Annotated in this window: 22 protein-coding genes; 9 read left to right on the top strand and 13 right to left on the bottom strand. The window is 69.7% G+C overall.

Going from position 1 to position 25,278, the window contains the following annotated elements:
- Nucleotide 1: 1 nt before the first annotated feature.
- Nucleotides 2-994 (top strand): transglutaminase family protein, encoded by a 993-nt coding sequence (locus AC07OH_RS02255; RefSeq protein ID WP_492678066.1) that lies wholly within the window; start codon nt 2-4, stop codon nt 992-994.
- On the top strand, nt 991-1,449 hold the full coding sequence (locus tag AC07OH_RS02250; RefSeq protein WP_062476784.1) for a RidA family protein: 459 nt from the start codon (nt 991-993) through the stop codon (nt 1,447-1,449). Before AC07OH_RS02255 ends, AC07OH_RS02250 begins: the two co-directional genes overlap by 4 nt.
- A gap of 22 nt (nt 1,450-1,471) precedes the next feature.
- On the opposite strand, the gene AC07OH_RS02245 is transcribed toward AC07OH_RS02250, so the two are convergent.
- Entirely contained in the window at nt 1,472-2,590 is a 1,119-nt protein-coding gene (locus AC07OH_RS02245) for an ABC transporter substrate-binding protein (RefSeq protein WP_495299424.1), read from the bottom strand.
- A gap of 200 nt (nt 2,591-2,790) precedes the next feature.
- Here AC07OH_RS02245 and AC07OH_RS02240 point away from each other — a divergent pair, with 200 nt between their 5' ends.
- Together AC07OH_RS02240 and AC07OH_RS02235 are read left to right on the top strand one after the other, a co-directional pair.
- The gene (locus tag AC07OH_RS02240; protein ID WP_495299423.1) at nt 2,791-3,852 is read left to right on the top strand and encodes a PAS domain-containing sensor histidine kinase; all 1,062 of its coding nucleotides are present in this window, start codon (nt 2,791-2,793) and stop codon (nt 3,850-3,852) included.
- Nucleotides 3,849-4,481 carry a response regulator gene (locus tag AC07OH_RS02235; RefSeq protein ID WP_495299422.1) on the top strand — a complete coding sequence of 211 codons (633 nt, stop codon included), beginning with the start codon at nt 3,849-3,851 and terminating at the stop codon, nt 4,479-4,481. The genes AC07OH_RS02240 and AC07OH_RS02235 overlap by 4 nt, the downstream gene beginning before the upstream one ends.
- A 17-nt stretch (nt 4,482-4,498) precedes the next feature.
- On the opposite strand, the gene AC07OH_RS02230 is transcribed toward AC07OH_RS02235, so the two are convergent.
- From AC07OH_RS02230 to AC07OH_RS02185, 10 genes are all read right to left on the bottom strand, one after another.
- A complete protein-coding gene (locus AC07OH_RS02230; protein WP_495299421.1) occupies nt 4,499-6,253 on the bottom strand; it encodes a carboxylesterase/lipase family protein in 1,755 nt (584 codons plus the stop codon).
- A 164-nt stretch (nt 6,254-6,417) separates the two neighbouring features.
- Entirely contained in the window at nt 6,418-7,422 is a 1,005-nt protein-coding gene (locus tag AC07OH_RS02225; RefSeq protein ID WP_495299420.1) for a hypothetical protein, read from the bottom strand.
- Nucleotides 7,419-8,171 carry a hypothetical protein gene (locus AC07OH_RS02220; protein ID WP_495299419.1) on the bottom strand — a complete coding sequence of 251 codons (753 nt, stop codon included), beginning with the start codon at nt 8,169-8,171 and terminating at the stop codon, nt 7,419-7,421. The genes AC07OH_RS02225 and AC07OH_RS02220 overlap by 4 nt, the downstream gene beginning before the upstream one ends.
- A 269-nt stretch (nt 8,172-8,440) precedes the next feature.
- Nucleotides 8,441-9,100 (bottom strand): aspartate/glutamate racemase family protein, encoded by a 660-nt coding sequence (locus tag AC07OH_RS02215; protein ID WP_495299418.1) that lies wholly within the window; start codon nt 9,098-9,100, stop codon nt 8,441-8,443.
- 40 nt (nt 9,101-9,140) lie between these two features.
- Nucleotides 9,141-10,595, bottom strand: a complete 1,455-nt coding sequence (locus AC07OH_RS02210; RefSeq protein WP_495299417.1) for an MFS transporter — start codon at nt 10,593-10,595, stop codon at nt 9,141-9,143.
- Nucleotides 10,596-10,863: 268 nt separating this feature from the next.
- Nucleotides 10,864-11,895, bottom strand: a complete 1,032-nt coding sequence (locus tag AC07OH_RS02205) for an acyl-CoA dehydrogenase family protein (protein ID WP_495299416.1) — start codon at nt 11,893-11,895, stop codon at nt 10,864-10,866.
- 19 nt (nt 11,896-11,914) lie between these two features.
- Nucleotides 11,915-13,105 carry an acyl-CoA dehydrogenase family protein gene (locus tag AC07OH_RS02200; RefSeq protein WP_495299415.1) on the bottom strand — a complete coding sequence of 397 codons (1,191 nt, stop codon included), beginning with the start codon at nt 13,103-13,105 and terminating at the stop codon, nt 11,915-11,917.
- Nucleotides 13,106-13,145: 40 nt separating this feature from the next.
- Nucleotides 13,146-14,114, bottom strand: a complete 969-nt coding sequence (locus tag AC07OH_RS02195; protein ID WP_495299414.1) for a tripartite tricarboxylate transporter substrate binding protein — start codon at nt 14,112-14,114, stop codon at nt 13,146-13,148.
- A 39-nt stretch (nt 14,115-14,153) separates the two neighbouring features.
- Nucleotides 14,154-16,241, bottom strand: coding sequence for an acetate--CoA ligase family protein (locus AC07OH_RS02190; protein ID WP_495299413.1), 2,088 nt, complete (start codon nt 16,239-16,241; stop codon nt 14,154-14,156).
- Nucleotides 16,242-16,244: 3 nt separating this feature from the next.
- Nucleotides 16,245-17,042: an enoyl-CoA hydratase gene (locus AC07OH_RS02185; RefSeq protein WP_070059491.1), complete on the bottom strand. Its 798-nt coding sequence runs from the start codon at nt 17,040-17,042 to the stop codon at nt 16,245-16,247.
- A 90-nt stretch (nt 17,043-17,132) separates the two neighbouring features.
- On the opposite strand from AC07OH_RS02185, the gene AC07OH_RS02180 reads away from it, so the two are divergent.
- Both AC07OH_RS02180 and AC07OH_RS02175 read left to right on the top strand, forming a co-directional pair.
- Nucleotides 17,133-17,897, top strand: coding sequence for an IclR family transcriptional regulator (locus tag AC07OH_RS02180; protein ID WP_070059492.1), 765 nt, complete (start codon nt 17,133-17,135; stop codon nt 17,895-17,897).
- An 11-nt stretch (nt 17,898-17,908) separates the two neighbouring features.
- Complete coding sequence (locus AC07OH_RS02175) at nt 17,909-19,174, top strand: OmpA family protein (RefSeq protein WP_495299412.1); 1,266 nt, start codon at nt 17,909-17,911, stop codon at nt 19,172-19,174.
- A 27-nt stretch (nt 19,175-19,201) separates the two neighbouring features.
- Here the strand turns inward: AC07OH_RS02175 and AC07OH_RS02170 are convergent, their stop codons facing one another.
- A complete protein-coding gene (locus AC07OH_RS02170; protein WP_062480494.1) occupies nt 19,202-20,038 on the bottom strand; it encodes a MurR/RpiR family transcriptional regulator in 837 nt (278 codons plus the stop codon).
- Between the two features lie 160 nt (nt 20,039-20,198).
- On the opposite strand from AC07OH_RS02170, the gene AC07OH_RS02165 reads away from it, so the two are divergent.
- Nucleotides 20,199-21,944: an ATP-binding response regulator gene (locus tag AC07OH_RS02165; RefSeq protein WP_495299411.1), complete on the top strand. Its 1,746-nt coding sequence runs from the start codon at nt 20,199-20,201 to the stop codon at nt 21,942-21,944.
- Here the strand turns inward: AC07OH_RS02165 and AC07OH_RS02160 are convergent.
- Entirely contained in the window at nt 21,941-23,008 is a 1,068-nt protein-coding gene (locus AC07OH_RS02160) for an agmatine deiminase family protein (RefSeq protein WP_495299410.1), read from the bottom strand. The genes AC07OH_RS02165 and AC07OH_RS02160 overlap by 4 nt on opposite strands.
- 98 nt (nt 23,009-23,106) lie before the next feature.
- Between AC07OH_RS02160 and AC07OH_RS02155 the strand changes: the two genes are divergently transcribed.
- Both AC07OH_RS02155 and AC07OH_RS02150 read left to right on the top strand, forming a co-directional pair.
- Entirely contained in the window at nt 23,107-24,018 is a 912-nt protein-coding gene (locus tag AC07OH_RS02155) for a LysR family transcriptional regulator (RefSeq protein ID WP_495299409.1), read from the top strand.
- A gap of 182 nt (nt 24,019-24,200) precedes the next feature.
- On the top strand, nt 24,201-25,247 hold the full coding sequence (locus AC07OH_RS02150) for an agmatine deiminase family protein (protein WP_495299408.1): 1,047 nt from the start codon (nt 24,201-24,203) through the stop codon (nt 25,245-25,247).
- Nucleotides 25,248-25,278 lie beyond the last annotated feature (31 nt).

Below are 25,278 nucleotides of genomic sequence, written 5' to 3'. Positions count from 1 at the left end.
GATGCTGCTGCACGTCACCCACGAAACGCGCTACGCGTACGCGCCGGCGGTCGAGACGGCGCAGCACCTGGCGCACCTGCGCCCGCTGGCCACCGCCTCGCAGGAGCTCGTGAGCCACCAGCTCACGATCGATCCCGCGCCCGCGCAGCGCAACGAGGTGCCCGACCTGTACGGCAACACGCGCGCCTTCTTCGCGCTCGAAAGCACGCACGACCACCTCATCGTCACGGCCGAAAGCGTCGTGAAAACGTCGGAGCCCGTGCTCTCGCCCGCCGTGGCGCGCGAGCTGCCCTGGGAGACCGTGCGCGAGCGCTTCCGCTTTCGCAAGGACGCGCCCTTCGACCCCGCCTCGGAGTTCGTCTTTCCCTCGCCGTACGTGCCGCGCCACGACGACTTCGTTGCCTACGCGCGCGCCAGCTTCGTGCCCGAGCGCCCCACCTTCGACGTGGCGATGGACCTCACCGAGCGCATGTACCGCGACTTCGCCTACGACGCCGACAGCACCGAGATCAACACCCCGGCCGTCGAGGCCCTGGCGCAGCGCAAGGGCGTGTGCCAGGACTTCGCTCACATCCTCATCGCATGCTTTCGCGCCATGGGCCTGCCGGCGCGCTACGTGAGCGGCTACCTGCTCACGCAGCCGCCACCGGGCCAGCCGCGCCTGGTGGGCGCCGACGCCTCGCATGCGTGGGTGTCGGTGTATCTGCCCGGCGAGGGCGAAGGCCCCGAGAGCGTCGGTGACTGGGCCGACTTCGACCCCACCAACGGCCGCCAGCCCGGCGAGGACTACGTCACGCTCGCCATCGGGCGCGACTACTCCGACGTCTCGCCGATGCGCGGCGTGCTGCATGGCGGCGCGCGCCACACGCTGCATGTCGGCGTGACCGTGCAACCCGTGGGGGAAGTGGTGCAGCTGCCGGCGTCGGCGGCGCAAACACAGACACAATCACCCCCGTCATCGTCATCATCATCCCCAGATCAGGAGTCTCCATGAGCGTTTACGACAAGCTTTCCAGCCTCGGCATTTCCCTGCCCCCGGTGTCCGCCCCCGCCGCGGCCTACGTGCCCTTCGTGCAGACCGGCAACCTCGTGTTCCTGTCGGGCCACATCGCCAAGAAGGACGGCAAGGTCTGGGTCGGCCAGCTCGGCGCCAACATCGGCACCGACGAAGGCAAGCAGGCCGCGCGCGCCATCGCCATCGACCTGCTCGGCACGCTGCACGCGGCCGTGGGCGACCTGAACAAGGTCAAGCGCATCGTCAAGGTGATGAGCCTCGTGAACTCGGTCGGCACCTTCACCGAACAGCACCTGGTGACCAACGGCGCCAGCGAGTTCTTCGCCGAAGTGTTCGGCCCCGAAAAGGGCGCGCATGCACGCAGCGCCTTCGGCGTGGCGCAGATCCCGATGGGCGCTTGCGTCGAGATCGAGCTGATCGCAGAGATCGGCTGATCTTCTTCAGGGCGGCTCAGCCTCAATGGATGAGCCGCCCTCCGTTGCCGATCATCGACAACGTCACCGGATGCGGGCGCACCCCAGGGTCGTCGCCACTCGACACCGGAATCCCCTCGATCTCACGCCGCAGCATCAGCTTCATGGCGTCCTGCATCGAGCGGCGTGGTGAAGCGGCCAGCGCTGTGCGCGCCGCCTCCACCGTCACCATCGCCACCACGTACCCTTCCAGCGAAAAGTAGCTGAACTCGTCGCGGCCCATGTGGCTGCGCATGTCCTGCTGGTAGCGCTGCACCAGCGGCGACGTTGCCAGGCGCGGGTTCGGCATGACCTGCGAGATCACGGTACCGCGCGCCGCCGGCCCCACGCTCTTGGCGAGCACCTCGCCGTTGACGATCGAGAGCATGTACGGCGTCGGCCGTGCGATGCCACTCTCCGCCGCCAGCCCCGACAGCAGCTTCACCCCGCACGGCGTCACGCACAGCGCGAACAGCGCATCGGGCTTCGCCGCGCGCACGCTCGCGGCCAGCGCGGCGCCGTCCATCTGCGCCAACGCCACGCCTTGCTGCCCCACGAGTTCGATGCCCGCGCCGCGCAGCGCGATCTCGAGCGCCGCAAAGGCGTCGCGTCCCAGCCCGTCGTCCTGCCAGACCGCGAACACGCGCCGCTGCCGCACCGACACCGCCTGCGCGACCAGCTGGCGCACCTCGTCGGCGTAGCTGGCGCGCAGGTGGTAGATGAGCGCGCGCTGCGCGCCGTGCAGCGCCGAGGCGCCGGTCATCGCGCCGATCAGCGGCGTGCCCGCCTCGCGCATCGTCGGATAGGCCGCGTCGATGTGCGAGGTGCCGGCCGACAGGCCCAGCGCATCGACCTTGTCCTGCACCACGAGCTGCCGGATGTTCTGCGTGTGGCGCTCCACCGAGTAGCCGTCGTCCAGCGCGCGCCACACCAGCTTGTGGCGCCCGAGCAGGCCCTCGCGCTGCACGCGCGCCAGGTAGGCGTCGATGCCGTCCTTCACGTTGCGCCCGGCCTCGCCGAGCGGCCCGCTCAGCGGCAGCGACTGCCCCACCACGATCTCGTCGGCACGGCCCGGCAGGCCCAGGCACAGGAGGAGCAGAGGCGCAAGCCAACGGTAGACCATCGTCGTGTCGTCCTTGCCGGCGTCGCCGGCCGTGGGGCAGCCTGAAGCAGGCGGGCCCCGATCTTGGCGGCGCACCATGCGCGGCGGCCATCGGACATTTCCGGCCGGCGCTACGGGGAACCCTGCTGCTCGCAAACCCTCGGGCGCGGGCTGCGTGGCGCGGCCCGCGACCTATCATGCAGCGCGCCACCGCCCACCCCATGACCGATTCCGCACCCGAGCGCCAGCCGGACATTCCCTTCGACGCCATCGTCGAACAGATGGTCGCGGGCATCTACGTGATCCAGGACGACCGCTTCGTGTACTGCAACGCGACCTGGGCCGGCATCGTGGGCTACACCGTGGAAGAAGCGATCGGCATGTCGCTCGACCGCCTCGTGCCGCCCGACTTCCTGGAGGTGGTGCGCTCGCGCGTGCGCGCCCGGCTGGCGGGGCAGCCACCGAGCATGCACTTCATCACGCGCGGCCTGCACCGCGACGGCTGCGTGCGCTTCATCGAGGTCCATGGCTCGCGCATCACTTACCGGGGACAACCGGCCGTGATGGGCGTGGGCGTCGACGTGACCGACCGCCTGCGCAACGAAGAAGAACGCCAGCGCTCGCGCGAACAGCTGCAGGCCCTGGCCGCCTACACCGCCAACAAGCTCGAAGAGCAACGGCTGGCACTCTCGCGCGATGTGCACGACGTGCTCGGCGGCATGCTGACCTCGATCAAGATGGACGTCACGCGCATCCAGCGCCGCGCCGACAACCCCGAGGTGCAGGCACTCACGCAGGACCTGATCGCGCTCACGCAGCAGACCATCGACACGGTCAAGCAGATGTCCGAAGCACTGCGCCCCAGCGCACTCGACCATCTCGACCTGTCGGTGGCGCTCGCGAACGAGCTGCAGGCTTTCACGCGCCGCTCCGGCGTGCCCCATGCGCTGGACACCGACGCACCCGCACTGCGCCTCGCACCCAAGCACGCCACGGCGGTCTACCGCATCTTCCAGGAAGGCCTGACCAACATCTCGCGCCACTCGAAGGCGCAGCGCGTCGACGTGCGGCTGCGCGTGGACCGCGAGCGCCTGCAGCTCGCGCTGCACGACGACGGCATCGGCTTCGACGCCGATGCCCCCGAGGGCAGCGCGCTGGGCCTGTTGAGCATGCGCGAACGCGCGCGCGAGATCGGCGGCGAGCTGCACATCCGCTCGGCACCCGGTGCGGGCACGCGGCTCGCATTGAGCGTGCCGCTGCACCAGGAGAACGGCCCCGCATGATCGACATCCTGATGGTCGACGACCACACGATCTTCCGCTCGGGCCTGCAGCGGCTGCTGCTCGACGAGACCGACCTGCGCACCACGGCCGAGGCCGGCAACGGTGCCGAGGCGCTCGAGCTGGTGCGCCAGCGCCGCTTCGACGTGGTGCTGCTGGACATCAACATGGAAGGCCGCAACGGCCTGGAGGTGCTGGCCTCGATCCGCGCGCTGCAGCCCGCGCTGCCGGTGCTCATGCTGTCGATGTACGCCGAGGAACAGTACGCGCTGGTCGCCATCCAGGCCGGCGCGCGCGGCTACATCGCGAAAGACGCGGAGCCCGCCGAGCTGGTGCGCGCGATCCGCTGCGTGGCGGCGGGCGGCCAGTACCTGAGCGCGCGCGCCGCCTCGCAGGTCAGCGGCCAGCTCGACGGCCGCGACGACCGCCCCGCGCACCAGCGGCTCACGGTGCGCGAGCACCAGATCATGGGGATGATGCTCAAGGGCCTGTCGCTCACGGCCATCGGCGACGAGATGCTCATCAGCGTGAAGACCGTGAGCACGCACCGCAGCAACATCCTGGACAAGCTGGGCGTGGCCAGCACGGCGGAGCTGGTGCTCTATGCCGTGCGGCACGGGATCATCCAGTAGCTGGATTTTTCAGGAACTCAGCGGGTGCCGTTGCGCAGTGGGTCGACGGACTCGGGCAGCGCGTTGAAGTCGATCTGCTGGAACAGGAACTCCCGCTGCTGCGGCGACAGCAGCGAATAGCGCGGCCAGAAGAACAGGTAGTCGTCGGCCGACATGCGCGGCTGGTTGTCGAAGACCATGCGCTTGCTGCACAGCAGGCACACGAAGTTGGTCCAGTTGTTCCAGGTCGTCTGGCCGTCGAACATGCGGCTCGGTGCGCCGTAGCGGGCAAAGCTCGCCGCGTGGCCGATGAACTTGTCCGACAGCGCCTTGCGGCTGCTGGCGTTCGCGGGGCTCCAGGCAAAGCGCATGAAGTTCGGCTCGTCGGTCACGAAGTTGCCGAAGAGCGCCGCCACGTCGATGCCGTGGAACGCACCGAAGGTGTCCTTCCAGGGCTGCGGCGTGTCGTCCCAGTTGTAGTTGTAGCGGTAGATGTCGCCGTTCTGCAGGCGCAGCACGCGGATCACGTTGTCGATCACGTTGTCCAGCGCGTAGCTGATCACTTCATGCGTCTGCGTGTAGATCGGGCGGAACTCGGGCTTGATCAGCTGGTTGAAGGTGACGCTGCCGGGCGCCGCGTAGTTGGTCAGGTTCCACAGCTCCTGCTGCGAGGGTTGGCCCATGCCGAACAGGAAGGCGAAGTACGAGCCCTCGTCGTGCGTGGAGCCGATCATCAGCGGCATCTTGTTGTAGTTGCCCGCCAGCAGGCCGGGCAGCCCGCTCGCGCGGATCACGGTGCCGTCGGTGAAGTGGCCCGGCACCACGGGGCTGGGCGTGAACTTCATGATCTGCGCCGCGCTCGCGCCGCGCAGCAGGGCGGCGATGTCGGCGGCGCTCATGGTCAGGCGCTGCGCCGCGGCCTGCAGCGTGGTCGAGGCACGGCCGGTGTCGACCAGCAGGCTGTCGATGAGCGAGTCGGCCGCCAGCGTGCCCACCACCGGCGGGTAGGCATTGGGCACGCCCGACATGCACAGCGCGCGGTGGAACTTGCCGTCGGCCAGCGGCGACTGCAGCAGGCCCCAGGTGTTGATGCAGCCGGCCGACTGGCCCGCCACCGTCACCTGCCCCGGGTTGCCGCCGAAGGCGCGCGCGTTGGCCTTCACCCAGTCGAGCGCGCGCACGAGGTCCAGCGTGGTGAAGTTGCCCGAGTCGTCCAGCGCGTTGCCGGTCTTCATGGCCGGGTGGTTCAGCCAGCCCAGCATGCCCATGCGGTACTGCACGGTGACCACCACCATGTTGGCCTTCTGCGCCAGGTAGGCGCCGTCGTAGGCCGGTTCGCGCGCCGAGCCCTTGGTGTTGCTGCCGCCGTGGATCCAGAAGAACACCGGCAGGTTCTCGGTGCTGGAGTTCGGCCGCCACACGTTCAGGTACAGGCAGTCTTCGGTGCCCACGGGCTGGCCGAAGGTGGCCGGGTCGGGCTCGCCGAAGGGGTTGCCGACCTGCGCGCACATGCCGGCCAGCGTGGTCGCGGCACGCGCGCCGCTCCAGGGTTGCGGCGGCTGCGGGGCGCGCCAGCGCAGGTTGCCGACGGGCGGCTGCGCGAAGGGAATGCCCAGGAAGGCGTGCGTGTTGTTGGCTGCGACCTTGCCGTAGATCTGGCCGGCGTCCAGCGTGCGCGTGAGGCTCTGGTTGTAGGCGGCCAACGCGGGCGCCGCGAGCATCGCGAGCGCCCACAGGACCGTGGTGCGAAGCAGCAGGCGAACGAGGCCTGCAAGAGAACGGGAGCGGTGCATGGTGGTTGTCTCCTCGAGGTGGATGCGGCGGGCTCTGACGGCCAGGGTCATGCATCGATTCTCGTGAGCACCCTGCCCCGCCCGCCTCGGTGTCATCGCAGGGGGGCGGCAAGAATCCTCCGATTGACATCCGCCCCGCAAAGGGCCATGCAACGCGGGTGCGGCTACTTGCGCTTCCAGCTCGCCACGGTGATGAACACGCCGGTTTCCTTCGCGTCGCGCAGGCGCACGCTGTAGCGGCCGGCGCCGTCGGTGCCGTTGAAGACGACCTCGCGGCCCTCTTCGTCCAGCGTCGCGCCCTTGGCGAGTTCGCGGTAGGTGTCGACCAGCTTGGCGATCGGCTCGTAGCTGCGCAGCGTGACCTCGGCATCGGGCAGCCGCGCCTCGGGGCGCTGGGCGCTCTGGTAGGCCGTGCGCATCGGCAGGCCGGCCAGGCCCTTGGGCAACACGATCTTCCCGGCGCTGGCCGAGCTGTTCACCTCGGCCGTCTGCACCAGCAGCGGATGCAGCGACGCCGGGAAGCCCGGCGGCAGCTGCGCGACGCGCCAGCCCGGAACGCCCGGCTGGCCGGTGATGTATTCGACGCGCGCGATCTTCTGCGCGGCGGCCACGTCCGCCGGATCATCGCTCTCGGCCATGGCCGCGAGGAACGACGGCAGCTGCTTGCTCCAGGCCACCAGCGGCGCGGCGTCGGCCTGGCTGGCACCGGCATGCTGGAAGACCGACAGCACGGTCTGCGGCAAGGGGTTGCACACCTTGGGGTCGTCGCGCTTCTCAGCCGCACGGCAATGGCCGTTGACCAGCCCCACCGCCTGCACGCGGCCATCGGCGTCGATCAGCATCGCCGCGCGCTCTTCGCCGTGGCCGCCGCCGCTGACCGACGCGATGACCTGGCGGCCGTCGGGCCACACGGTGCGCGTCACGTCGAACTTCGAGCGCATGCCTTCGAGCAGTTGCTGCGCGATCAGCGTGTCGGGCTCGGTGTAGCTGCCGCGAGCGTAGCCGACCAGGCCGATCACGGCGCTGCGGATGCGCGTCTGCTCGCTCAGGCGCAGCGCGGGCGGGGGCAGTTCCGTCGTGACAGGCGCTGCAGTGTCTTGTGCGTGGGCGGTGAGCGCACAGGCGAACACCAGCGACGCGAGCGCCGACTGAATCAAGGTCTTCTTCATTCGGAAATTTCCAGTTCGATGTTCGTGATCGCGGGCATGTCGCGCGGGACCGTCGTTTCGACGGAGAAGCGCAGGCCGTTGCGGCTGCCGACGATGAAGCCGTTGCCGGACTCGATGTCCTTCAGCGGCGGCGACAGCTGCTTGTAGAACGCCAGCACCTGGTGCGGCGTGTCGACGGTCTGCAGGCGCAGCACGCGCCTGGCCTTGGCGTCGCTCAGCGCGTCTTGCGCGGTGCCGTAGATCAACGCCTTGGGGTACAGCGGCACTTGCGCGGAGAAGGCCTTGTTGGGCCGCACGATGGGGCGCGCCGTGGTGCGCGCGGCGTCCATCGTGACGTACTCGGTCGTGGCGATCTTCTCGCCCACGCCCTCGCCGCCCTGCAGGCTCTCGGGCACCTGCTGGCTCCATGCGACCAGCGGCTGCGCCTTGGCGCGATCGACGCCGGGGCGCAAAAAGACCGAGAGCACAGCGTGCTGGTCGTCGAGGCAACCGGTGGACGACGAGTCCTTGCCGCAGCTGCGATGCACCAGCGCGGCGGCCAGCACGTCGCCGCTGCGATCGTCGACCAGCACCGCCGCGCGCTCGCTACCGCCGTAGGGCCGGCGGTACGACGAAAGCAGTCGTTGGCCGTCAGGCAGCGCCTGCTGCTTGCGGTCGGAGCGCGAGGCCAGGCCCGAGATCAGTTGCTCGGCCAGCAGGCCTTCAGGCCAGTAGTAGGAGCCCGAGGCCATGCCGGCGAAGCGCGTCACGGCAAGGTCGAGTGCGGGGGCCTGGGATGTTTCCGGCGCGCGCTCGTGATGCGGCACGAGGACCAGCTGGGGTGTCGCGGTTTGCGCGACGGCGCCGAGGGAAGAGAGGAGAAGAAAAGCGAGGAAAGCGGAACGCGGTCGAAGGTGAGGCATGCAAGAAAGAAAACGAACGATGCGGCTTGCCCGATGTTTGCGGACAAGTGTGTCGTTTGATTCTAGAAGGCGTTCATTGCCCAAACGCCTCGCCTCTCATCGCCGCGACCATCGTCTCACGGTGTGACCGCGAGCTTCGAACACAGCAGCCGCATCGCCGCACCGATCGGCGCGATCACCGGCACCTCGAAGCGCGGCGCGAGCGCGAGCGCCGCCTGTCCGAGCGGACCGCCGCCGATGATCACGGCCTGCGCGCCGTCGTCGTCGATGCAGCGCTGCACGGCCTGCGCCAGCGCCTCTTCGAGCGCCTTCGCATCGGCCGCGAGCACACGCGGATCGCCCTGCGTGAGGCGGATGCCGCTGAACTGCGCGCGCAGCCCGAGCGCGGTGGCGCGCGCCTCGATGGGCACCACGAGATCGGGCGTGACGGTGGCGATGCCGAAGCGCCGCCCACCCTCGCCCGCCGCGAGCATCGAGGCTTCGGCGATGCCGACCACGGGCACGCCGGCCTCGCGCCGCAGCAGCGCCACGCCGGGGTCGCCGAAGGCGCTGACGATCACGCCGTCCCAGCCCTCGCCCGCCGCCGCGCGCCACACCTTCAGCACCTCGAGCGCGGCCGCGTTCAGCTCGTCTTCGTTGACGATCATCGGCGGGCCCTGCACCGCCGTGCGGCCGGTCACGCGGCAACCGGCAGGCGCTTCGGCGGACGCGATGCCGACCATCATGTCGGTGGTGGCGACGGAGGCGTTGGGGTTGATGAGCAGGATGTCGGGCATGCGGAAAAGCGTTTTCTTTGGAGATCGTTCGGTGCGCGGTTCAGTTCGAGCGGGCCAGCGTCGCGCCCGGTGCGCGGTCTTCGGCCTCGGCCTCGCCGGGCAGCGGCAGCGCATCGGGCGACTGGCCGTAGGTCTCGGGCACGCACTGCACGCTGGCCACGAACACCGCGTACATCGCGGCGGCCAGGCCGAACACGCCGACCAGCCCGAAGCTGTCGAACAGGCGGCCCGCCACCAGCGGCATCAGCGCGCCGGCCGCCGTGCCCGTGGCCAGGATGAAGGCGGTACCGAAGGCGCGCACGCGCGTCGGGTACAGCTCGGGCGCAAAGATCCAGATGGTGGTGTTGAGCAGCAGCACGAAGAACTGGAACACCGCGCCTGCAATGAGGATCACGACGATGCTCTTGGCCACGAAGCCGATGGTCAGCGCCGCGAGGCAGGCGCACACGGCGCCGGCCGTCAGCACGCGCTTGCGTGGAAAGTGAAAGCCCAGCAGCGAGGCCGCGATGGCGCCCAGCAGGCTGCCGCCCTGCATCACCATCGTGAACAGCAGGCTCTTGGACATGCTGTAGCCCAGCGTCACGAGGATGGTCGGCATCAGCGTGAGCACCGAGATCTGCGCGCCGTAGGTCATCCAGATCGTGATGCACAGCGGCACGGTGCGCCGCGCGAGTGCGCCGCGGAAAATTTCGGTCACGCGCACCTTCGGCTGCGCGGCCTGCGCGAGCGTGCCGTCGTCGGTGATGTAGGGGTGCGGCGCCGCCGGCTTGCCCGACAGTCGCCCCGAGGCGAGGCGCGACAGCACCGCATTCGTTTCCTTCACGCGGCCCTGCGACAGCAGGAAGCGCGGCGTCTCGGGGATGTAGCGGCGATAGAAGGCGCCCAGCAGCGCCGGCACCATGAGGCAGGCGAACAGCCAGCGCCAGGCGTTGTCGCCGGGGAACATCCAGAACACCAGCAGGCCGAAGCCCGGCGCGAGGAAGTTGCCCAGCCCGCCCGCGCCCACGTTCACCATCCCCACCGCCGTGCCGCGGAACTTGGTCGAGCAGAACTCGGCCAGCATCGTGACCGCAATGGCGATCTCGCCGCCCAGCCCGAAGCCCACCACGGCGCGGCCCAGCGCCATCACCGTGAAGTTGGGTGCCATCGCGCAGATGCCTGCGCCGAGCGTGAACAGCAGCAGGTCGATCGACAGCATCACGCGGCGGCCGTAGCGGTCGGCGATGAAGCCCGAAATGATCCGCCCGATGGCCGCGCAGGCGAAGGTGACGGTGTTCAGGAAGCCGATGTCGGAGGCGCTCAGCCCCCACTGCTCGCGCAGCATCGGACCGACGATGCCGACCGCGTTCTGCTCGAAGGCATCGAACAGGCAGCCGATGAGGATCAGAAAAATGATCGTGTGGTGCGAGCGCGTGACGCCGATGGTGTCGAGCGCGCGATCGAGCTCCGCGACGCGGGGCGAGTCGGGCCCGGAGGAGAGTGCAGGTCCAGCCATGGAAAAACCCCTTGAGAAGGAATGAAGTGCTTGCTTGCGCGGTGCAGCCCGGTGTCGCGGATCGCATCGTAGGCGGCATCGCGCCTGAATGGCATATGGATTTCACCTACTTCAAATAGTTGAAATTCAAATTTCATTCAGAAGCAACCTCAAGCAAACGGCATGCCGGGTGTTTTCCCCTCTTGAAGGCCGGATGTCGGGCGCCAACGCACGAACGCCCGCGGCAGGCGCACCTGCCGCGGGCGTTCGCGCACCGGCGCGGGGCGGCTCAGGACAAGGCGAGTGCCTCGACCTGGTCCAGCGCGCGCGACGCGCCGCCCAGGCGCGTCGCCAGGTGCTGCGCGCGCTTCAGGTACAGGTGGGCGTCGTGCTCCCAGGTGAAGCCCATGCCGCCATGCACCTGGATGGCCGTGCGCGTGGCCTGCTGCGCGCCTTCGATGGCCGTGAACTCGGCTGCAGCGCAGGCGAAGCGCCAGTCGGGCAGGCCGCCGTCGAGTGCGGCGGCGGCGTAGCGCACGGCCAGCCGCGCGTTGTCCACGCCCATCCAGGCGTTGGCGAGCTGGTGCTTGATGGCCTGGTAGCTGCCGATGGGCTTGCCGAACTGCACGCGCTCGCGGGCGTAGGCGCTGGCAAGGCCGAGTGCGGCCTGCGCGACGCCGACGAGTTCCGCCGACAGCGCGACGCGATGCGCGGCGCGCACGCGGGAACGTGCTTCGGGGGCGATGGGCAGCGTCTCCCACGCGAGTGACGGCGCGGGAGTCGTCGGCGCTTGTCGCAACGTGGGATCGAGCGCATCGGATGCTGCGCCCTCGGGCATCTGCCGCAGCGCCACGCGCAACGGCACGGTGTCGTCATGCCAGCCCTGCACCACCACGAGGTCCGACGCCTGCCCCGCGTGGTCGATCCAGCCATCGCCGTCCGCGATGCAATGGAAGGAACGCTCGCCCGCCATCGCCGCGCGCACCCCCTCGCGCAACGCATCGGGCGGTGTGTCGCCACACGCCTGCAGCCACAGCGGCAACAGCACGGCGCTGCCGGCCAGCGGCAGGTTCAACAGCTGCTGGCCTGCGGCCTCGGCCACGATGCAGGCCTCGCTCATGCCGAGCCCCAGGCCGTCGTGCGCCTCGGGCACCAGCAACGCCATCCAACCCATGCCGGCCATGTCGGCCCACAGCGACTGCTGCGTGGCATCGGTCCAGGGCAAGGCGCGCCGTGCGCGCGCGAGCGGGTGGTGGTCGGCGAAGAAGCGGTGGGCCGACGCATGCAGCATCTGCTGCTCGTCGTTCAATGCGAAATCCATGGGGTCGTGTCGTCGTCGGTCAGTTCTTGGGCAGGCCCAGCATCTGCTCGGCCAGGATGTTGCGCTGCACTTCGGAGGTGCCCGCCAGGATGGTTTCGGCGCGCGTCCACAGGTAGTCGCGCACCCAGGCCGCGGCCTGCGGGTCGGCGCCCGTGGGCTCGGGGCCGGCCAGCGCGCGCTCGCCCAGCACTTCCATGGCGGTGGCGAGCAGCTTCTGGTGCGACTCGCTCCAGTGCAGCTTGGTCGACGAGCCCTCAGGCCCCGGCGGACCGCCGCGCATCGCATGCGTGAGCGCGCGGTACGACTTGAGCTTGAGCACATGGCTGTCGACCGCCAGCCGCGCGAGGTCGCGCCGCAGGTGCGGGCAATCGAGCGCGGGGCGTCCGCCCCTCTGCACGCTGGCCGCCAGCCGCGTGAGCGCGCCCAGCTCCTGCGTGAAGCGCACCTGGCGCGGAATGAAGTAGGTGCCGCGCTCGAAGCTCGCGGCGGCCATCGCCAGGCGCCAGCCGCCGTTCTCCTCGCCCACCAGCGCATCGAGCGGCACCTTCACGTCCTCGAAGAAGACCTCGTTGAAGTCCGACTCGCCCGTGATCTGGCGGATGGATTCCACGCGCACGCCGGGGCTCTTCATGTCGACCAGCAGGAAGCTGATGCCCTTGTGGCGCGCAGCCGCGGCGTCGGTGCGTGCGAGCACGAAGCAGTGGTCGGCAATGTGTGCGAACGAGGTCCACACCTTGTGGCCGTTGAGCACGTAGTGGTCGCCGCGCCGCTCGGCCCGCGTGGACAGCGCCGCGAGGTCGGAGCCCGCGCCGGGCTCGGAATAGCCCTGGCACCAGATCTCGCGGTTGCTCAAGATGCCGGGCAGGTAGCGGGCCTTCTGCGCCTCGCTCGCGAAGTGGATCAGCGTGGGCGCCAGGATGCCGTGGCCGATGATGTTCACGCCCAGCGGCGCGCCGATGCGGGCCTGCTCCTCGTGGAAGATGGCCTGCCGCGTGAGCGGCCAGGCCTTGCCCCCGTGGGCCTCGGGCCAGCCCAGGCCCGACCAGCCGGCCTGGCACACGTGGTCTTCCCAGGCGCGGCGCCAGGTCAGCTCGTTGGCGTCGGGCGTGCCCCCGGGCCAGGCCGCGACGAAGCGCGGATAGTGCGCCTCGAACCAGTCGCGCAACGTGAGGCGGAAGGCTTCGTCTTGCGCCGAGTAACCCACTTGCATGCTTGTCTGCTTTCTCGTTCTTGCTGATGGATCGCGGGTGTCAGTCGGCCTTTGCGCCGGAGTCTTTGATGACCTTGGCCCACTTCACGATGTCCTTGCGCAGGAACGCAGCGAACTCCTCGGGCTTGTTGCCGATGATGTCCAGGCCCAGGCTGCGGAACTTGTCCTTCACCTCGGGGTCCTTGAGCACTTCCTGCAGTTCATCGTGCAGCTTGTTCACGACCGCTGCGGGCGTCTTCGCCGGTGCGACCACGCCCAGCCACGGCATGGCTTCGTAGCCGGGCAGGCCCGACTCGGCGACGGTGGGCGTGTCGGGCAGCGACTGCGAACGCTGCGCCGTGGTCACGGCCAGCAGGCGCACCTTGCCGTCCTTGATGAAGGGGCCCGAAGACGCATACGCGTCGAACATCACCTGCAGCTGGCCGCCGATCATGTCGGTGAGCGCGGGCGCGCTGCCCTTGTAGGGGATGTGCTGCATCTTCACGCCGGCCACGCTGTTGAAGAGTTCTGCCTCCAGGTGCGTGGACGTGCCCGCGCCCACCGAACCGTAGTTGGCCTTGTTGGGGTTCGCCTTGAGCCAGCTCACCAGCTCGCCCACGTTCTTCGCCGGAATGCTCGGATGCACCACCAGCACGTGCACCACCGAGGCCACCTGCGAGACCGGCGCGAAGTCTTTCACCGGGTCGTAGTTGACCTTGCTGTACAGGCTGGGCGCGATGCCCAGCGACGAAGCCGCGAGCAGCAGCGTGTGGCCGTCGGGCGCGGCCTTGGCCACGTACTCCGACGCGATCATGGTGCCGGCGCCGGGCTTGTTCTCCACCAGCACGGGCTGGCCCAGGCGCTTGTGCAGCCGCTCGGCCAGCAGGCGCGACATGATGTCGGCCGCGCCGCCGGGCGAGAACGGCACGACGAGCGTGACCGGCTTGGTCGGGTAGGTCTGCGCCACGGCGGGGCCGCCCGCCAGAGCGGCGGCGGCCAGGGCCACGCAGGCCAGTGCTTTCTTGAACATCGGATGTCTCCTGTCTCTGTCGATGGTTGTGGTTGTGTCTTACGAAGCCAGGACCAGCGCGTCGAGCGCGCGCACGCCCTGGCCCGGTTCCTTCACGAGCAGCGGGTTGACCTCGACCTCGTCTGCCTGTTCCTGCAGCGCCAGCACGGCGCGTGAAAATCCGGCGATGGCGCGGCACGCGGCCTCGACGTCGCCCAGCGGCCGGCCGCGATACCCCGTGAGCAGCGGAAAGGCCTTCAGCTCGCCCAGCATGTCGCGCGCCATGGCCTCGTCGACCGGCAGCACGCGGTGACTCACGTCCTTGTACAGCTCGGTGAGCACGCCGCCCAGGCCCACGGTGAGCGTCATGCCGAACACCGGATCGCGCGTGGCGCCGAGGATGAGTTCGGCCTGCCCTGATTCCATCTTCTGCAGCAGCGCGCCGTCGATCTGCGCCGTGGGCGCGTAGGCGCGCGCCGAGGCCATCACCTCGTCGAAGGCCTTGCGCACCTCCTGCGCATTGCCCAGGCGCAGGCGCACGCCGCCGGCCTCGGTCTTGTGCGCGATGTCGGCGCTGAGCACCTTCAGCACGACCGGGAAGCCCAGTCGTTCGGCCACCGCTGCGGCTTCGTCGGCCGTGCGCGCCACGGCCTCGTCGACCGGCTGCACGCCGAACTCGGCGAGGTAGCGCTTGGTGGTGTGCTCGTCGGCCCGGCCCGCCAGCGCGGCGCGCGCGGGCGCGGGCTGGCTGCGCACCTGCAGCCACGGGTTGTGCTTGCGCCGCTCCTGCCACAGCAGGAAGGGCGACAGCGCCGACACGGCCACGCCGATGTCCTCGAACACCGGCACGCCGCCCGCGCGCAGTTGGTCGCGCGTCTTGGCCGCACCGGTGTCGATGGCGACGATCAGGCGCGGGTGTTTTTCGGCCACGGCGCACAGGTCGTCGGCCATGCGGTCGAGCATGTAGCCCGGCGCGTAGACCACGATGGCGTCGATGGCGTCGGACACGGCCAGCGCGTCCATCGCCGTGCGCACGAAACCGGGGTCGTTCACCACGTTGCCCGTCACGTCGACCGGGTTGGAGACCATGCCGTAGTCGGGAATGCCGGCGCGCAGCTGGTCCTGCAGCGGCTGCGGCAGCGTGGGCACGTCGAGCCCCTGCCCGATGAACTTGTCGGCCAGGATCGCGCCCAGCGCGCCCGAGATCGTGATGATCGCCACGCGCTTGCCCGCGCTGCGATGCCGGTAGCCCGCCAGGTGCGCGAGCTGCGCCATCTGCGCGAAGTCGTGGCTCTGGATGATGTTGAGCTGGCGAAACGCCGCCTGGTAGATCTGCTGGTCGCCCGCCAGCGCCGAGGTGTGCGAGCGCACGGCCTCGGAGCCCTTCTCGGTCTCGCCGGCCTTGTAGAGGATGAGCAGCTTGTCGCGCCGCACGAACTCGGCCGCGGCCTCCATGAAGCGCGGGCCGTCGCGCAGCTCCTCGATGTAGCCGATGCCCACTTCGGTCGCGTCGTCCTGCGCCAGGTACTCGAGGTACTGCGCGAAGTCCACGCAGGCTTCGTTGCCGGTGTTGATGAAGTGGCTGAAGTCCACGCCCAGCCGCCGCGCAATGGCGTACACCGCGGCGCAGACGTTGCCGCTTTGCGTGAGCAGGCTCACGCGGCCCGGGCCCTGCTGCATCGGCGCGGTGTTGAACACCGACGCGAAGTTGGTGTGCGCCTGCGTGTTGAGGTTGGCGAAGCCCATGGCGTTCGGGCCCGCGACCACCATGTCGGTGGTGGCCACGAAGGCCTCCAGCTCGGCCTGCAGCGCGGCGCCCGCGTCACCGGCTTCGGCGAAGCCCGCGGCATAGACGATGACGGCGCGCACGCCGCGCGCCTGGCAGCGTTTGAGCATCGGCGTGACCTCGGTCGCGGCCAGTGCGAGCACCACCAGGTCGGGCGCGGCGGGCAGCGCTTCGAGGTCGGGCCAGCAGCGCAGGCCGAAGACTTCTTCGTACTTCGGGTTGATCGGGTAGATCGCACCGGTGTAGCCGAATTTCGTGAGGTGTGCGAGCGGCATGCCGCCGATGCGCGCGGCATTGCCGCTGGCGCCGACCACGGCGATGGAGGCCGGGTTCAGCAGGGGTTCGAGGCGGTGCAAGGTCATCGTTCAGGCGGAGGCGGGGTTCTTCTGGATGGCCGAGGCCAGGCCACGGTCGCGGGCCGTGAGAAAGCCCTCGCTCAGGTGCGAGAGCTGGTGCGTGTCGAAGTGCGCGGCCAATGCGGTGCGCAGGCCCTGCGCGTCGAGCGTGCGGTTGATCGAGCGCTTGATCAGCCGCAGCCCGAACGGCGGCGCCTTGGCGATCTGCTGCGCGAGCGCCAGTGCGGCGTCGGCCAGTTCGGCATCGGGCACGACGCGGTTCACCATGCCGATGGCATGCGCCTCCTGCGCCGACAGCTTGCCGCCGGTGTAGAGCATTTCCTTGGCCTTGCGCGCGCCCATCACCCAGGGGTGGATCAGCACCTCGGTGGCCGCCGCGCCCAGCGTGTGGCCCACGGGGTCGCTGAAGAAGGCCGACTCGCCCGCGACCACCAGGTCGCACATGTTGGCGATCATGAAGCCGCCCGCCACGCAGGCGCCCTGCACCTGCGCGATGGTGGGCTTGGGAAAGTCCCAGATGCGCATCGAGTAGTCGAAGTAGCGCAGCTCTTCGTAGGCCCAGCGCTCTTCCACGGTGAAGTTCGCACGCTCGGCCTGCGCCTGCTTGAGGTCATGGCCGGCCGAGAAGTGCGCGCCCTTGCCGCCGAGCACCACGGCGTTCACCGTGTCGTCGCGCGCGGCGTCGTCGAAGGCGGCCATGAGCTCGTCCAGCATCTGCTGGCTCTGGGCGTTGCGCTGGGCGTCGCGGGCCAGCAGGATGCGGCGCACGGCGCCGTGGTGTTCGATTTCGAGGGTGTCGTAGGCCATCGTGTGTCTCCGGGTCGGTGTCTGGGGCGGGGTCAGTTTAGACTTCGAAATTCCTGCATCCCAAACACTAATTCCAATTTTTCCCACTATATGGACGAACCCAGAGAGACCGCCGGCGCCCAGAGCCTGCGGCGCGCCTTGCAGCTGCTGCGCCTGCTGGCCGAGCACCACGAGGAAGGCATCAAGCTCACCGAGGTGATCGCCGCCTCGGGGCTGGAGCGCTCCACCGTGCACCGCCTGCTGTCGTGCCTGGCCGAGGAGCAGTTCGCCGAACGCGACCCCGACGGCAAGGCCTACCGCCTGGGCATCGACGCCATGCAGCTGGGCTTTGCCTCGATGCGCCGCGTGCCGCTGGTGGACTCGTGCCGCGCGCTCATGCAAAAGCTCGCGCGCATGTCGGGCGACACCGTGTTCCTCGTGATCCGCCAGGGCGACTACTGCGTGTGCCTGCACCGCGAAGAGGGGCACTTTCCGGTGAAGGTGTTCACCACCGACGTCGGCGGGCGCCGCCTGCTGGGCCTGGGCGCGGGCGGGCTGGCGCTGATGGCCGCGCTCACCGATGCCGAGATCGACCGCATCCTCGAGCGCCACACCGCCGAGTACGCGCAGGCCGGCTTCACCCGCGAGCGCATGAAGCAGGCCGTGAAGCGCACGCGCGCGGCGGGCCATGCGGACATCGTGGACACGCTCACCGAAGGGGTGTCGGGCGTGGGGCGCACGTTTGCGGCATCGGCCACGACGTTGGCGGCGATCAGCTTCGGCGCCATCACGCCGCGGCTGCCGCCGGCGCGCAAGAAGGAGATGGCGTTGTTGTTGAAGGCGCAGTTGCCTTCGGGTGACACAAACGCCCGGTAGGCTGCGCCCTGATGAAAAAGCCCGACCTCCTGTCCATCTTGAAGTGCGCTCTCGTTGCCGTCGCCTGCATGGGTGGCGGTCAGGCCCTGGGCTGGAGCAACACGATCGTCGGAGGGGCCGATGCCCTGTTCGAGCCGGGCAGTGCCGCGATCACGCCCGCCAGCCAAGAGAAGCTCCTGCAGCTGGCAGAAGAGGCCGATCAACAGGGCCAGATCGAGGTCATGGTCGTGGTGGGCCATGCAGAAGCCTCGGAGCCCGATCCGGTCGCGCTGAGCGAGCGCCGCGCGACGGCGGCGCGCTTCCACATGATCCAGCTCGGGGTTGCGCCCCGGCTGATCTACACGGAAGCCAAAGGGGCCACCCGACCGCTCACGGGAGAGGCTGCGGCACTGCACCGCCGCGCGGAGGTCGAATACCGCGGCGTCTACGACCGGACCCCGGGCACCCGCGGCTTTCGCCTGCTCGACACCTGGCTGGACAGCGCTTCGCGCGCCGCGCTGCGAGACACGCAGGCGCAGGACGCATGGGACGCAATGACGCCGCTGCAATTCCTGCCGCTCATCAAGGACGGCGCCCTGCGCGCGCGGTTCCTGCAGAAGTACCAGTTGCTCGCCATCTACCGGCAGGACGACGGCCTGCTCAGGCAACTGCAGGCCCTGGCCTCACCGGACGCGATGCCCGACGTGCTGTCCCCCGCACTCATGGCCGCAGCCCTCGGTACACCCTACGCGCAGGCCTCGCTGGCTGCGGCACTGCCGCGCGTCGATGTCCGCACGCCCGCGTCGCGCGATTTCGTGCGCACCTTGTGGTGCGGTGCCCCTTTTGAATGGAAGCCGCTCATCGATCGGGCCGCCATGCAGCGCATCCGGATTTCGCAGATGCTCGCCGACCTGTCACCCGCAGCCCAGCAAGAGTGGGTCGTGTGCGCTGCCCGGCGCGGCAGGCCGGAGGTGTCGGCGGAGGACCTGCGGTTCCTGATGTCGCACCGCCTGGCACTCGATGCCCCGGGCCGCCACGGCCGAACGGCGCTGCATGCGGCGGTTCTCTGGTCCGATCCGAGCGCGGTGCGGGCGCTGCTGGCCGCGGGGGCCAACCCGAACCCAGCGGACGCCGATGGGAAGACGCCGCTGCATCTGGTGCCTTCAGCAAGCCTCGGCCCCATGACCTTCACGACCTTGGAAACGAAACGCGCGCTCTGGGACGCACTGCTTGCCTCGGGCGCAAGCACCTCGATCGCGGACAAGCAGGGCACGCTCCCCATCCTCGAGCCGAAGTAGCGCACGCAGGCGCGCGAAGGCGCCCCCTCAGAGCTCGCCGTTTTCCTCGTGCCCCAGCTCGATCGCCGCCAGCCGCTTGCGCCCGGCCGAGCCCGCGGCCTCGATCACCATCGTGGCGATCAGGTCGCACACGCCCATCACGGCCGCGTGGTTGTCGAGCAGCCCCGGGCCGCGGCAGTCGCATTGCAGCGACCAGGTGGCGCCCGCGAAATCGGGCGAGGCGCGGTCGCTGATGTAGACGATCTTCGCGCCGACGCGCTGCGCGCCCGCCAACAGCGTGTCGAGCTGGCGCGTCTGGCGGCGCGTGCCGAACACGATCACGCAGTCGCGCTCGCCCAGCCCCGCCAGGTGCTCGGCCAGCGTCTCGCCGGGGCCCGGAATGGCGGTGACGCGCGGCACCACCTGGATGATCTGCCAGCGCAGGTACAGCGCGAACGCGTGGCTGCTGCGCGTGCCGAAGATCAGCACCTGCCCCGCGCCGATGATCGCCTTCACGATCTCGGCCATCTGCTTGTCGCTCAGGCGCTCGAAGGTGCTCGCCAGGTTGGCCTGCGACTGCTGGAAGTGCGTGGCCACGAGATGCCCGCGCTTGGAGGCCTCGGTCGCGTTCTGGAACAGCGGCGAGCCGGTCTGCTTTTCTTCGCGCACCTGCCGCCGCGCCTCTTCGTAGTTCTCGTAGCCGATGCGCCGGATGAAGCGGCTCACCGTGGAGGGCGACACGCCCGCCAGCTCCGCGAGTTCGTTGCCCGCATAGCTGGCCAGCTCGCCGGGAAACTCCAGGACGAAATCGGCAAGCTGGCGCTCGGTCGCGGACAACTGGTCAAGCTGGCTGCGAACGCGGCGGACGAAGGAATCGGCGGACATGGGTGGGCGGAGGGAGGCGGCGCACGATGATGCCATGCCGCCTGCGCGGCCTCGGGCAAGCGCAGGCATTGGACTAAAGTCCCATGACGCCCCCCACGCCACGCGTTACCTTGGAATCGCCACCTTCGGCGATCCCACCTCCCCCACCGTCCACACACCGATGAGCGCCACCCCACCCACGACGCCCGCCGACCCCGTCTTTGCCGCGCGCATGGCCGCCTTGCGACGCAACTTTCCGTTCTCGCTGCTCGGCGTGATGCTCACGGCGGGGCTGGTGGTCGCGGCGCTGTGGGGCGCGGTGCCGCACGAGCAGTTGCTGGCCTGGGTAGCCGCCAACGCGGTGCTGACGGCGGCGCGCGCCTGGCAGGTGGCGCGCTACCGGCAGGCCGAGCACGACCCGGGCGCGCTGCGGCGCTGGCGGCGCGGCGCGATGGTCGGCGCGGTGCTCGGCGGCTTGCTGTGGGGGCTGCCGCTGGCGGGGTGGATGCTGCAGGTGTCGCTGCCGCAGCAGATGTTCATCGTGGTGGCGATGCTCACCATGGGCACGGGCGCGATCTATGCCTACTGCATCGACCTGGGGCTGCTCTACGGTTTCCAGGTGACGTACTTCGCGCCCGCGATCCTCGCGATGGGCACGCTCGACGACGTGCTGCTGCGCGTGATGTCGGCGGCCGGCGTGCTCTACCTGTTCGTCACGCTGGCTTTTGCGCAGCGCATGTACCGCACGCAGGTCGATTCGCTCGAGCTGCGTTTCGAAAACCTCTACCTGCTGCGCCAGCTGCGCCTGGAGAAAGACGCGGCCGAGCGCAGCGACCTCGCCAAGTCGCGCTTCCTTGCCGCGGCCAGCCACGACCTGCGCCAGCCGGTGCATGCGTTGAGCCTGTTCGTGGGCGTGCTGCGCGGGCAGGCGCTGCCGGCGGCGAGCCGGCACCTGGTCGACAGCATCGGCCGCGCCGCCGCGGCGATGGGGCTGCTGTTCGAAGGCCTGCTCAATGTCTCGCGGCTCGACGCGGGCGTGGTGCGCGTGAAGGCGCGGCCGTTCGCGCTGGCGCACCTGCTCGACCAGATCCAGCTGGAGTTCGCGCCGCAGGCGGCGGGCAAGGCGCTGTCGCTGCGCTTGCGCGCGGGCGATGCCGTGGTGCACTCCGACCCCGCGCTGCTCGACCGTGTGCTGCGCAACCTGGTGGAGAACGCGATCCGCTACACGGCGCGCGGCGGCGTGCTCATCGGCTGCCGCCGCGCGGGCGCCGACGCGCTGCGCATCGAGGTGTGGGACACCGGCCCCGGCATTCCGCCCACCGAACAGGAGCAGGTGTTCTGGGAGTTCCACCAGCTCGGCAACCCCGAGCGCGACCGCACCAAGGGGCTGGGGCTGGGCCTGGCCATCGTGCGCCGCACGGCCGCGCTGCTGGGCCATCCGCTGGCGCTGCGCTCGCGCGTCGGCCGGGGCACGGTGTTCTCGGTGACGGTGCCGCTGGCGCACCAGGCGCTGCCCGCGCCCGAGGCGGCGCCCGCGCCGCTGCCGGCCGACACCGGCCGCCTCGTGCTCGTGGCCGAGGACGACGGCGAAAGCCGCCTGGGCCTGCAGCTGCTGCTCGAAAGCTGGGGCCTGCGCGTGATCGCGGCCGAAGGCGGCGACGAGCTGCTGGCGCTCGCCGCGCGCCAGCCCGGCAAGCCGGCGCTCATCGTCAGCGACTACCGCCTGCGCGCGGGCGAGACCGGCATCGACGTGGTCGACCGCCTGCACGAGGAATACAACGACGACACCATTCCCGCGCTGATCGTGAGCGGCGACACCGATCCGCGCCGCCTGAGCGACGTGGCGGCGCGCGGCTGGCAGATGCTGCACAAGCCGGTGGACCCGGCACAGCTGCAGGCGACGGTGTCGCAGCTGATCGCGCCCTAGAAGCCGCGCGCGGCCAGGCGATTCCCCTGCATCGGCTGCTGCTGCGTGGAGCAGTGCACGGCGCCGCCGCCCAGCGAGATCGCGTCGATGGGCAGCAGCTCGACGCGGCGGCCCGGGAACGCACGCGCGAACACCTCGCGCGCCTGCGCATCGCGCGGCACGCCGAAGGCGGTCGAGATCACCGCGCCGTTGACGAGGATGTAGTTCGAATAGAGGTCGCAGAAGCGCGCGCTGCCGTAGGTGTGCACGTCGCGCGGCACGGGCAGATCGAGGATCTCGAAGCGACGGCCCCGCGCATCGGTCGCCAGTTCGAGCGCGCGGCGGTTCTCCTGCATCGCGCGAAAGTAGTCGCCCTGGTCGGGGTCGGCCGCATTGAAAAGAATGCGGGCCGGCGCAATGAACGACGCGATGCCGTCGATGTGGCCATCGGTCTCCACCTCGGCCGCATGACCCGGCAGCCAGACGATCTTGTGCACGCCCAGCATGCGCCGCAGCTCGGCCTCGATCTGCGGCTTGCGCAGGCCCGGGTTGCGGTTCGGGTGCAGCAGGCAGCTCTCGGTGGTGAGCAGCGTGCCCTGCCCGTCCACGTAGAAGGCGCCGCCTTCGAGCACCATGTCCGAACGCACCAACGGCACGCCGGCCAGCGCGGCGATGTCCGCGGCGGCGCGCTGGCAGCCGTCATGCGGGTGGTACTTCTCGCCCCATGCGTTGAAGCGGAAGCCCACCGCGGTCTGGCTCACGTGGTGCTCGTCGACGAGGAAGATCGGGCCGCAGTCGCGCAGCCAGTTGTCTTCGGCCGCGATGGGCACCACGCGCACCTGCGGGCCGCAGGCCGCGCGAGCCGCGTCGGCCAGCGGTGCGTGCGCGGCCACGATGCAGCGCTGGTAGCGCGCGATGGTGCGCGCCAGCAGGCCGAACGCGCGGCAGACCGCGTCGTAGTGCGCGCCCCACAGGGCTTCGCGGTGGTCGAGCACCGGCCAGCCCAGCCAGGTGGCGGCCATCGGCTCCCATTCGGCGGGCATGCGCAGGCCGGCGCGGCGAGCGTCGAAATCGTTGGAAATCAAAGGGTCCTTCAGAAGAAATTGCAGGGACGCTCACTCTGACTTGAATTCCTTCGATGAAAAAGCGACATTTCTTGGCTGAATTCATCGACCCCATTCATATGTCCAACACCCGGCTGCCCTCTTTCAAGTTCCTCATCGGCTTCGAGGCGGCGGCGCGCCTGGGCAACTACTCGCGCGCGGCAGAAGAGCTGTTCGTCTCGCAGTCCGCCGTGAGCCACCAGATCTCGCAGCTGGAGCAGCAGGTCGGCCAGCCGCTGTTCCGGCGCAAGGGGCGCGGCGTGGAGTTGACGGTGGCGGGCAGCCTGCTGCTGGACAGCGTGGGCAAGTCGCTCGAGCACATCCGCAACGGGCTGGCCCGCATCGAGACCTACATGGACGACCGGCTCGTCACGCTGGTGTGTCCCGCGCCCGTGGCCAGCGGCTGGCTGCAGCCGCGGGTCGACCGGCTGCTGCAGGCGCATCCCGACCTGTGCCCGATCATCTCGGTCGACGAGAGCGCGCGCTTCATCGACGAGCTCGACGTGGACATCGCCATCACCCGCGCGCCGCTGCGGCAAGAGGGTGTGTTCGAGGTGCCGCTGCTCACCGACGAACTCGTGGCCGTCGGCCCGCCCGCTCAGAACGAAGACGCCAACCTGGGCCTGCTGTGCCTCGAAGAAGACCTCACGAGCGACCGCATCGGCCCCTTCATCCGCGCGCATTTCGGCGGCCTGCGCAAGGCCGCGATCTACGACGACCCGCGCCTGGTGCTCGACGCGGCGCTGCGCGGCCGGGGCATCGCGCTGGTGTCGCGGCTGCTGGCCGACGACGCCTTGCGCACCGGGCAATTGCGGCGGTTGCCGGACAGCCCGAGTCTGCCGCTGGGCACCCTCTGGATCGCGTGCGCCGAAGGCCCCTCACGCCTGCCGCTGGTGCGGGAGGTGTTCGACAGCCTGCGGCTGTTTGCGCAGGAAGACGCTGGCGATATGAGCCAGATCGATCAATCCATTGAAAAGACATCAATTGTGTAGATAGATAGGCGTCGACAGAATCCGGGGCTTCCTAGAACTTAGTAGTAACCCTGATTCCAATGACAACGCGACGCACTCTCCTGAGCCTGGGCGGCCTGGGCCTTTTCGGTGGACTCGTGACCGCTTGCGGCGGCGGCGGCGGTGGGGGGGGCAGCGGCATGCTGCCGCCCTTCCCCGTGCCCATGCCGACCCCTTCGCCGTCTCCCGCACCCGCCCCGGCGCCCGCGTCCGGCTGGCGCATGCCCGACGAAGGCGACGCCCACCGCGCCGTGTGGATGGCCTTCGCCGCGCGCGAATCCATCTGGACGGCCGAGATGCGCCAGCCGGTGTTCCAGGCGCTGGCGCGCATCGCCAATGCCATCAGCGTCTACGAACCGGTCAAGATGCTGGTGAACCCCGCGGATGTTTCCACGGCCCGCCAACTGTGCGGCTCCAACGTGCACCTGATCGAACACGCCATCGACGACCTCTGGATGCGCGACACCGGCTGCGTCTTCGTGCGCAACGCCCGTGGCGAGCGCGCCGCCGTGAGCTTCAACTTCAACGGCTGGGGCAACCAGCAGGCCCATGCACGCGACGCCACGGTGGCCGCGCGCATGGCCGAACTCACGGGCGTGCCGCTGCTGCGCAGCAGCCTCGTGATGGAAGGCGGCGGCATCGAGGTCGACGGCCAGGGCACGGCGATCATCACGGAGAGCTGCGTGCTCAACAAGAACCGCAACCCGGGCGTCAGCAAGGCCGACGCGGAGGCCGAACTCAAGCGCATGCTGGGGCTGGACAAGATCATCTGGCTGCCGGGCATCGCGGGCCGCGACATCACCGACGGCCACACCGATTTCTATGCGCGCTTTCTCAAGCCCGGCGTGGTCGTGGCGGCGCTGGACACCGACCCGAAATCGTACGACCACGCCGTGACACACCGCCACCTGGAACTGCTGACCGGCGCCACCGACGCGCGCGGGCGCCCCCTGCAGATCGTCACGCTGAAGACGCCCAGCCAGGTGCGCCCCACCTTTGCGCGCAAGGAATTCGCGGCCGGCTACGTCAACTTCTTCCTCACCGACAAGGCGGTGTTCATGCCCGAGTTCGGCGACGCCGTGGCCGACAGCGCGGCCCGCGCGGCGCTGGCCGCGCACCTGCCCAGCCACCAGATCGTGCAGCTGGACATCGACGCCATCGCCGCGGGCGGCGGCGGCATCCACTGCACGACACAACAGGAACCGGCGTGATGCCGCGCCCCCTCCCCTGATTCCGGAGACC

It is taken from the genome of Variovorax sp. GW821-FHT10C12, from assembly GCF_059415405.1.
The sequence above is the reverse complement of the archived record's forward strand: the minus strand, read 5'-3'. Positions and strand labels throughout refer to the sequence as shown.

Coding starts and splice junctions, on each gene's coding strand:
- AC07OH_RS02255 (WP_492678066.1), top strand. CDS start 2: ATGCTGCTGCACGTCACCCACGAAACGCGCTACGCGTACGCGCCGGCG.
- AC07OH_RS02250 (WP_062476784.1), top strand. CDS start 991: ATGAGCGTTTACGACAAGCTTTCCAGCCTCGGCATTTCCCTGCCCCCG.
- AC07OH_RS02245 (WP_495299424.1), bottom strand. CDS start 2,590: ATGGTCTACCGTTGGCTTGCGCCTCTGCTCCTCCTGTGCCTGGGCCTG.
- AC07OH_RS02240 (WP_495299423.1), top strand. CDS start 2,791: ATGACCGATTCCGCACCCGAGCGCCAGCCGGACATTCCCTTCGACGCC.
- AC07OH_RS02235 (WP_495299422.1), top strand. CDS start 3,849: ATGATCGACATCCTGATGGTCGACGACCACACGATCTTCCGCTCGGGC.
- AC07OH_RS02230 (WP_495299421.1), bottom strand. CDS start 6,253: ATGCACCGCTCCCGTTCTCTTGCAGGCCTCGTTCGCCTGCTGCTTCGC.
- AC07OH_RS02225 (WP_495299420.1), bottom strand. CDS start 7,422: ATGAAGAAGACCTTGATTCAGTCGGCGCTCGCGTCGCTGGTGTTCGCC.
- AC07OH_RS02215 (WP_495299418.1), bottom strand. CDS start 9,100: ATGCCCGACATCCTGCTCATCAACCCCAACGCCTCCGTCGCCACCACC.
- AC07OH_RS02210 (WP_495299417.1), bottom strand. CDS start 10,595: ATGGCTGGACCTGCACTCTCCTCCGGGCCCGACTCGCCCCGCGTCGCG.
- AC07OH_RS02205 (WP_495299416.1), bottom strand. CDS start 11,895: ATGGATTTCGCATTGAACGACGAGCAGCAGATGCTGCATGCGTCGGCC.
- AC07OH_RS02200 (WP_495299415.1), bottom strand. CDS start 13,105: ATGCAAGTGGGTTACTCGGCGCAAGACGAAGCCTTCCGCCTCACGTTG.
- AC07OH_RS02195 (WP_495299414.1), bottom strand. CDS start 14,114: ATGTTCAAGAAAGCACTGGCCTGCGTGGCCCTGGCCGCCGCCGCTCTG.
- AC07OH_RS02190 (WP_495299413.1), bottom strand. CDS start 16,241: ATGACCTTGCACCGCCTCGAACCCCTGCTGAACCCGGCCTCCATCGCC.
- AC07OH_RS02185 (WP_070059491.1), bottom strand. CDS start 17,042: ATGGCCTACGACACCCTCGAAATCGAACACCACGGCGCCGTGCGCCGC.
- AC07OH_RS02180 (WP_070059492.1), top strand. CDS start 17,133: ATGGACGAACCCAGAGAGACCGCCGGCGCCCAGAGCCTGCGGCGCGCC.
- AC07OH_RS02175 (WP_495299412.1), top strand. CDS start 17,909: ATGAAAAAGCCCGACCTCCTGTCCATCTTGAAGTGCGCTCTCGTTGCC.
- AC07OH_RS02170 (WP_062480494.1), bottom strand. CDS start 20,038: ATGTCCGCCGATTCCTTCGTCCGCCGCGTTCGCAGCCAGCTTGACCAG.
- AC07OH_RS02165 (WP_495299411.1), top strand. CDS start 20,199: ATGAGCGCCACCCCACCCACGACGCCCGCCGACCCCGTCTTTGCCGCG.
- AC07OH_RS02155 (WP_495299409.1), top strand. CDS start 23,107: ATGTCCAACACCCGGCTGCCCTCTTTCAAGTTCCTCATCGGCTTCGAG.
- AC07OH_RS02150 (WP_495299408.1), top strand. CDS start 24,201: ATGCCGACCCCTTCGCCGTCTCCCGCACCCGCCCCGGCGCCCGCGTCC.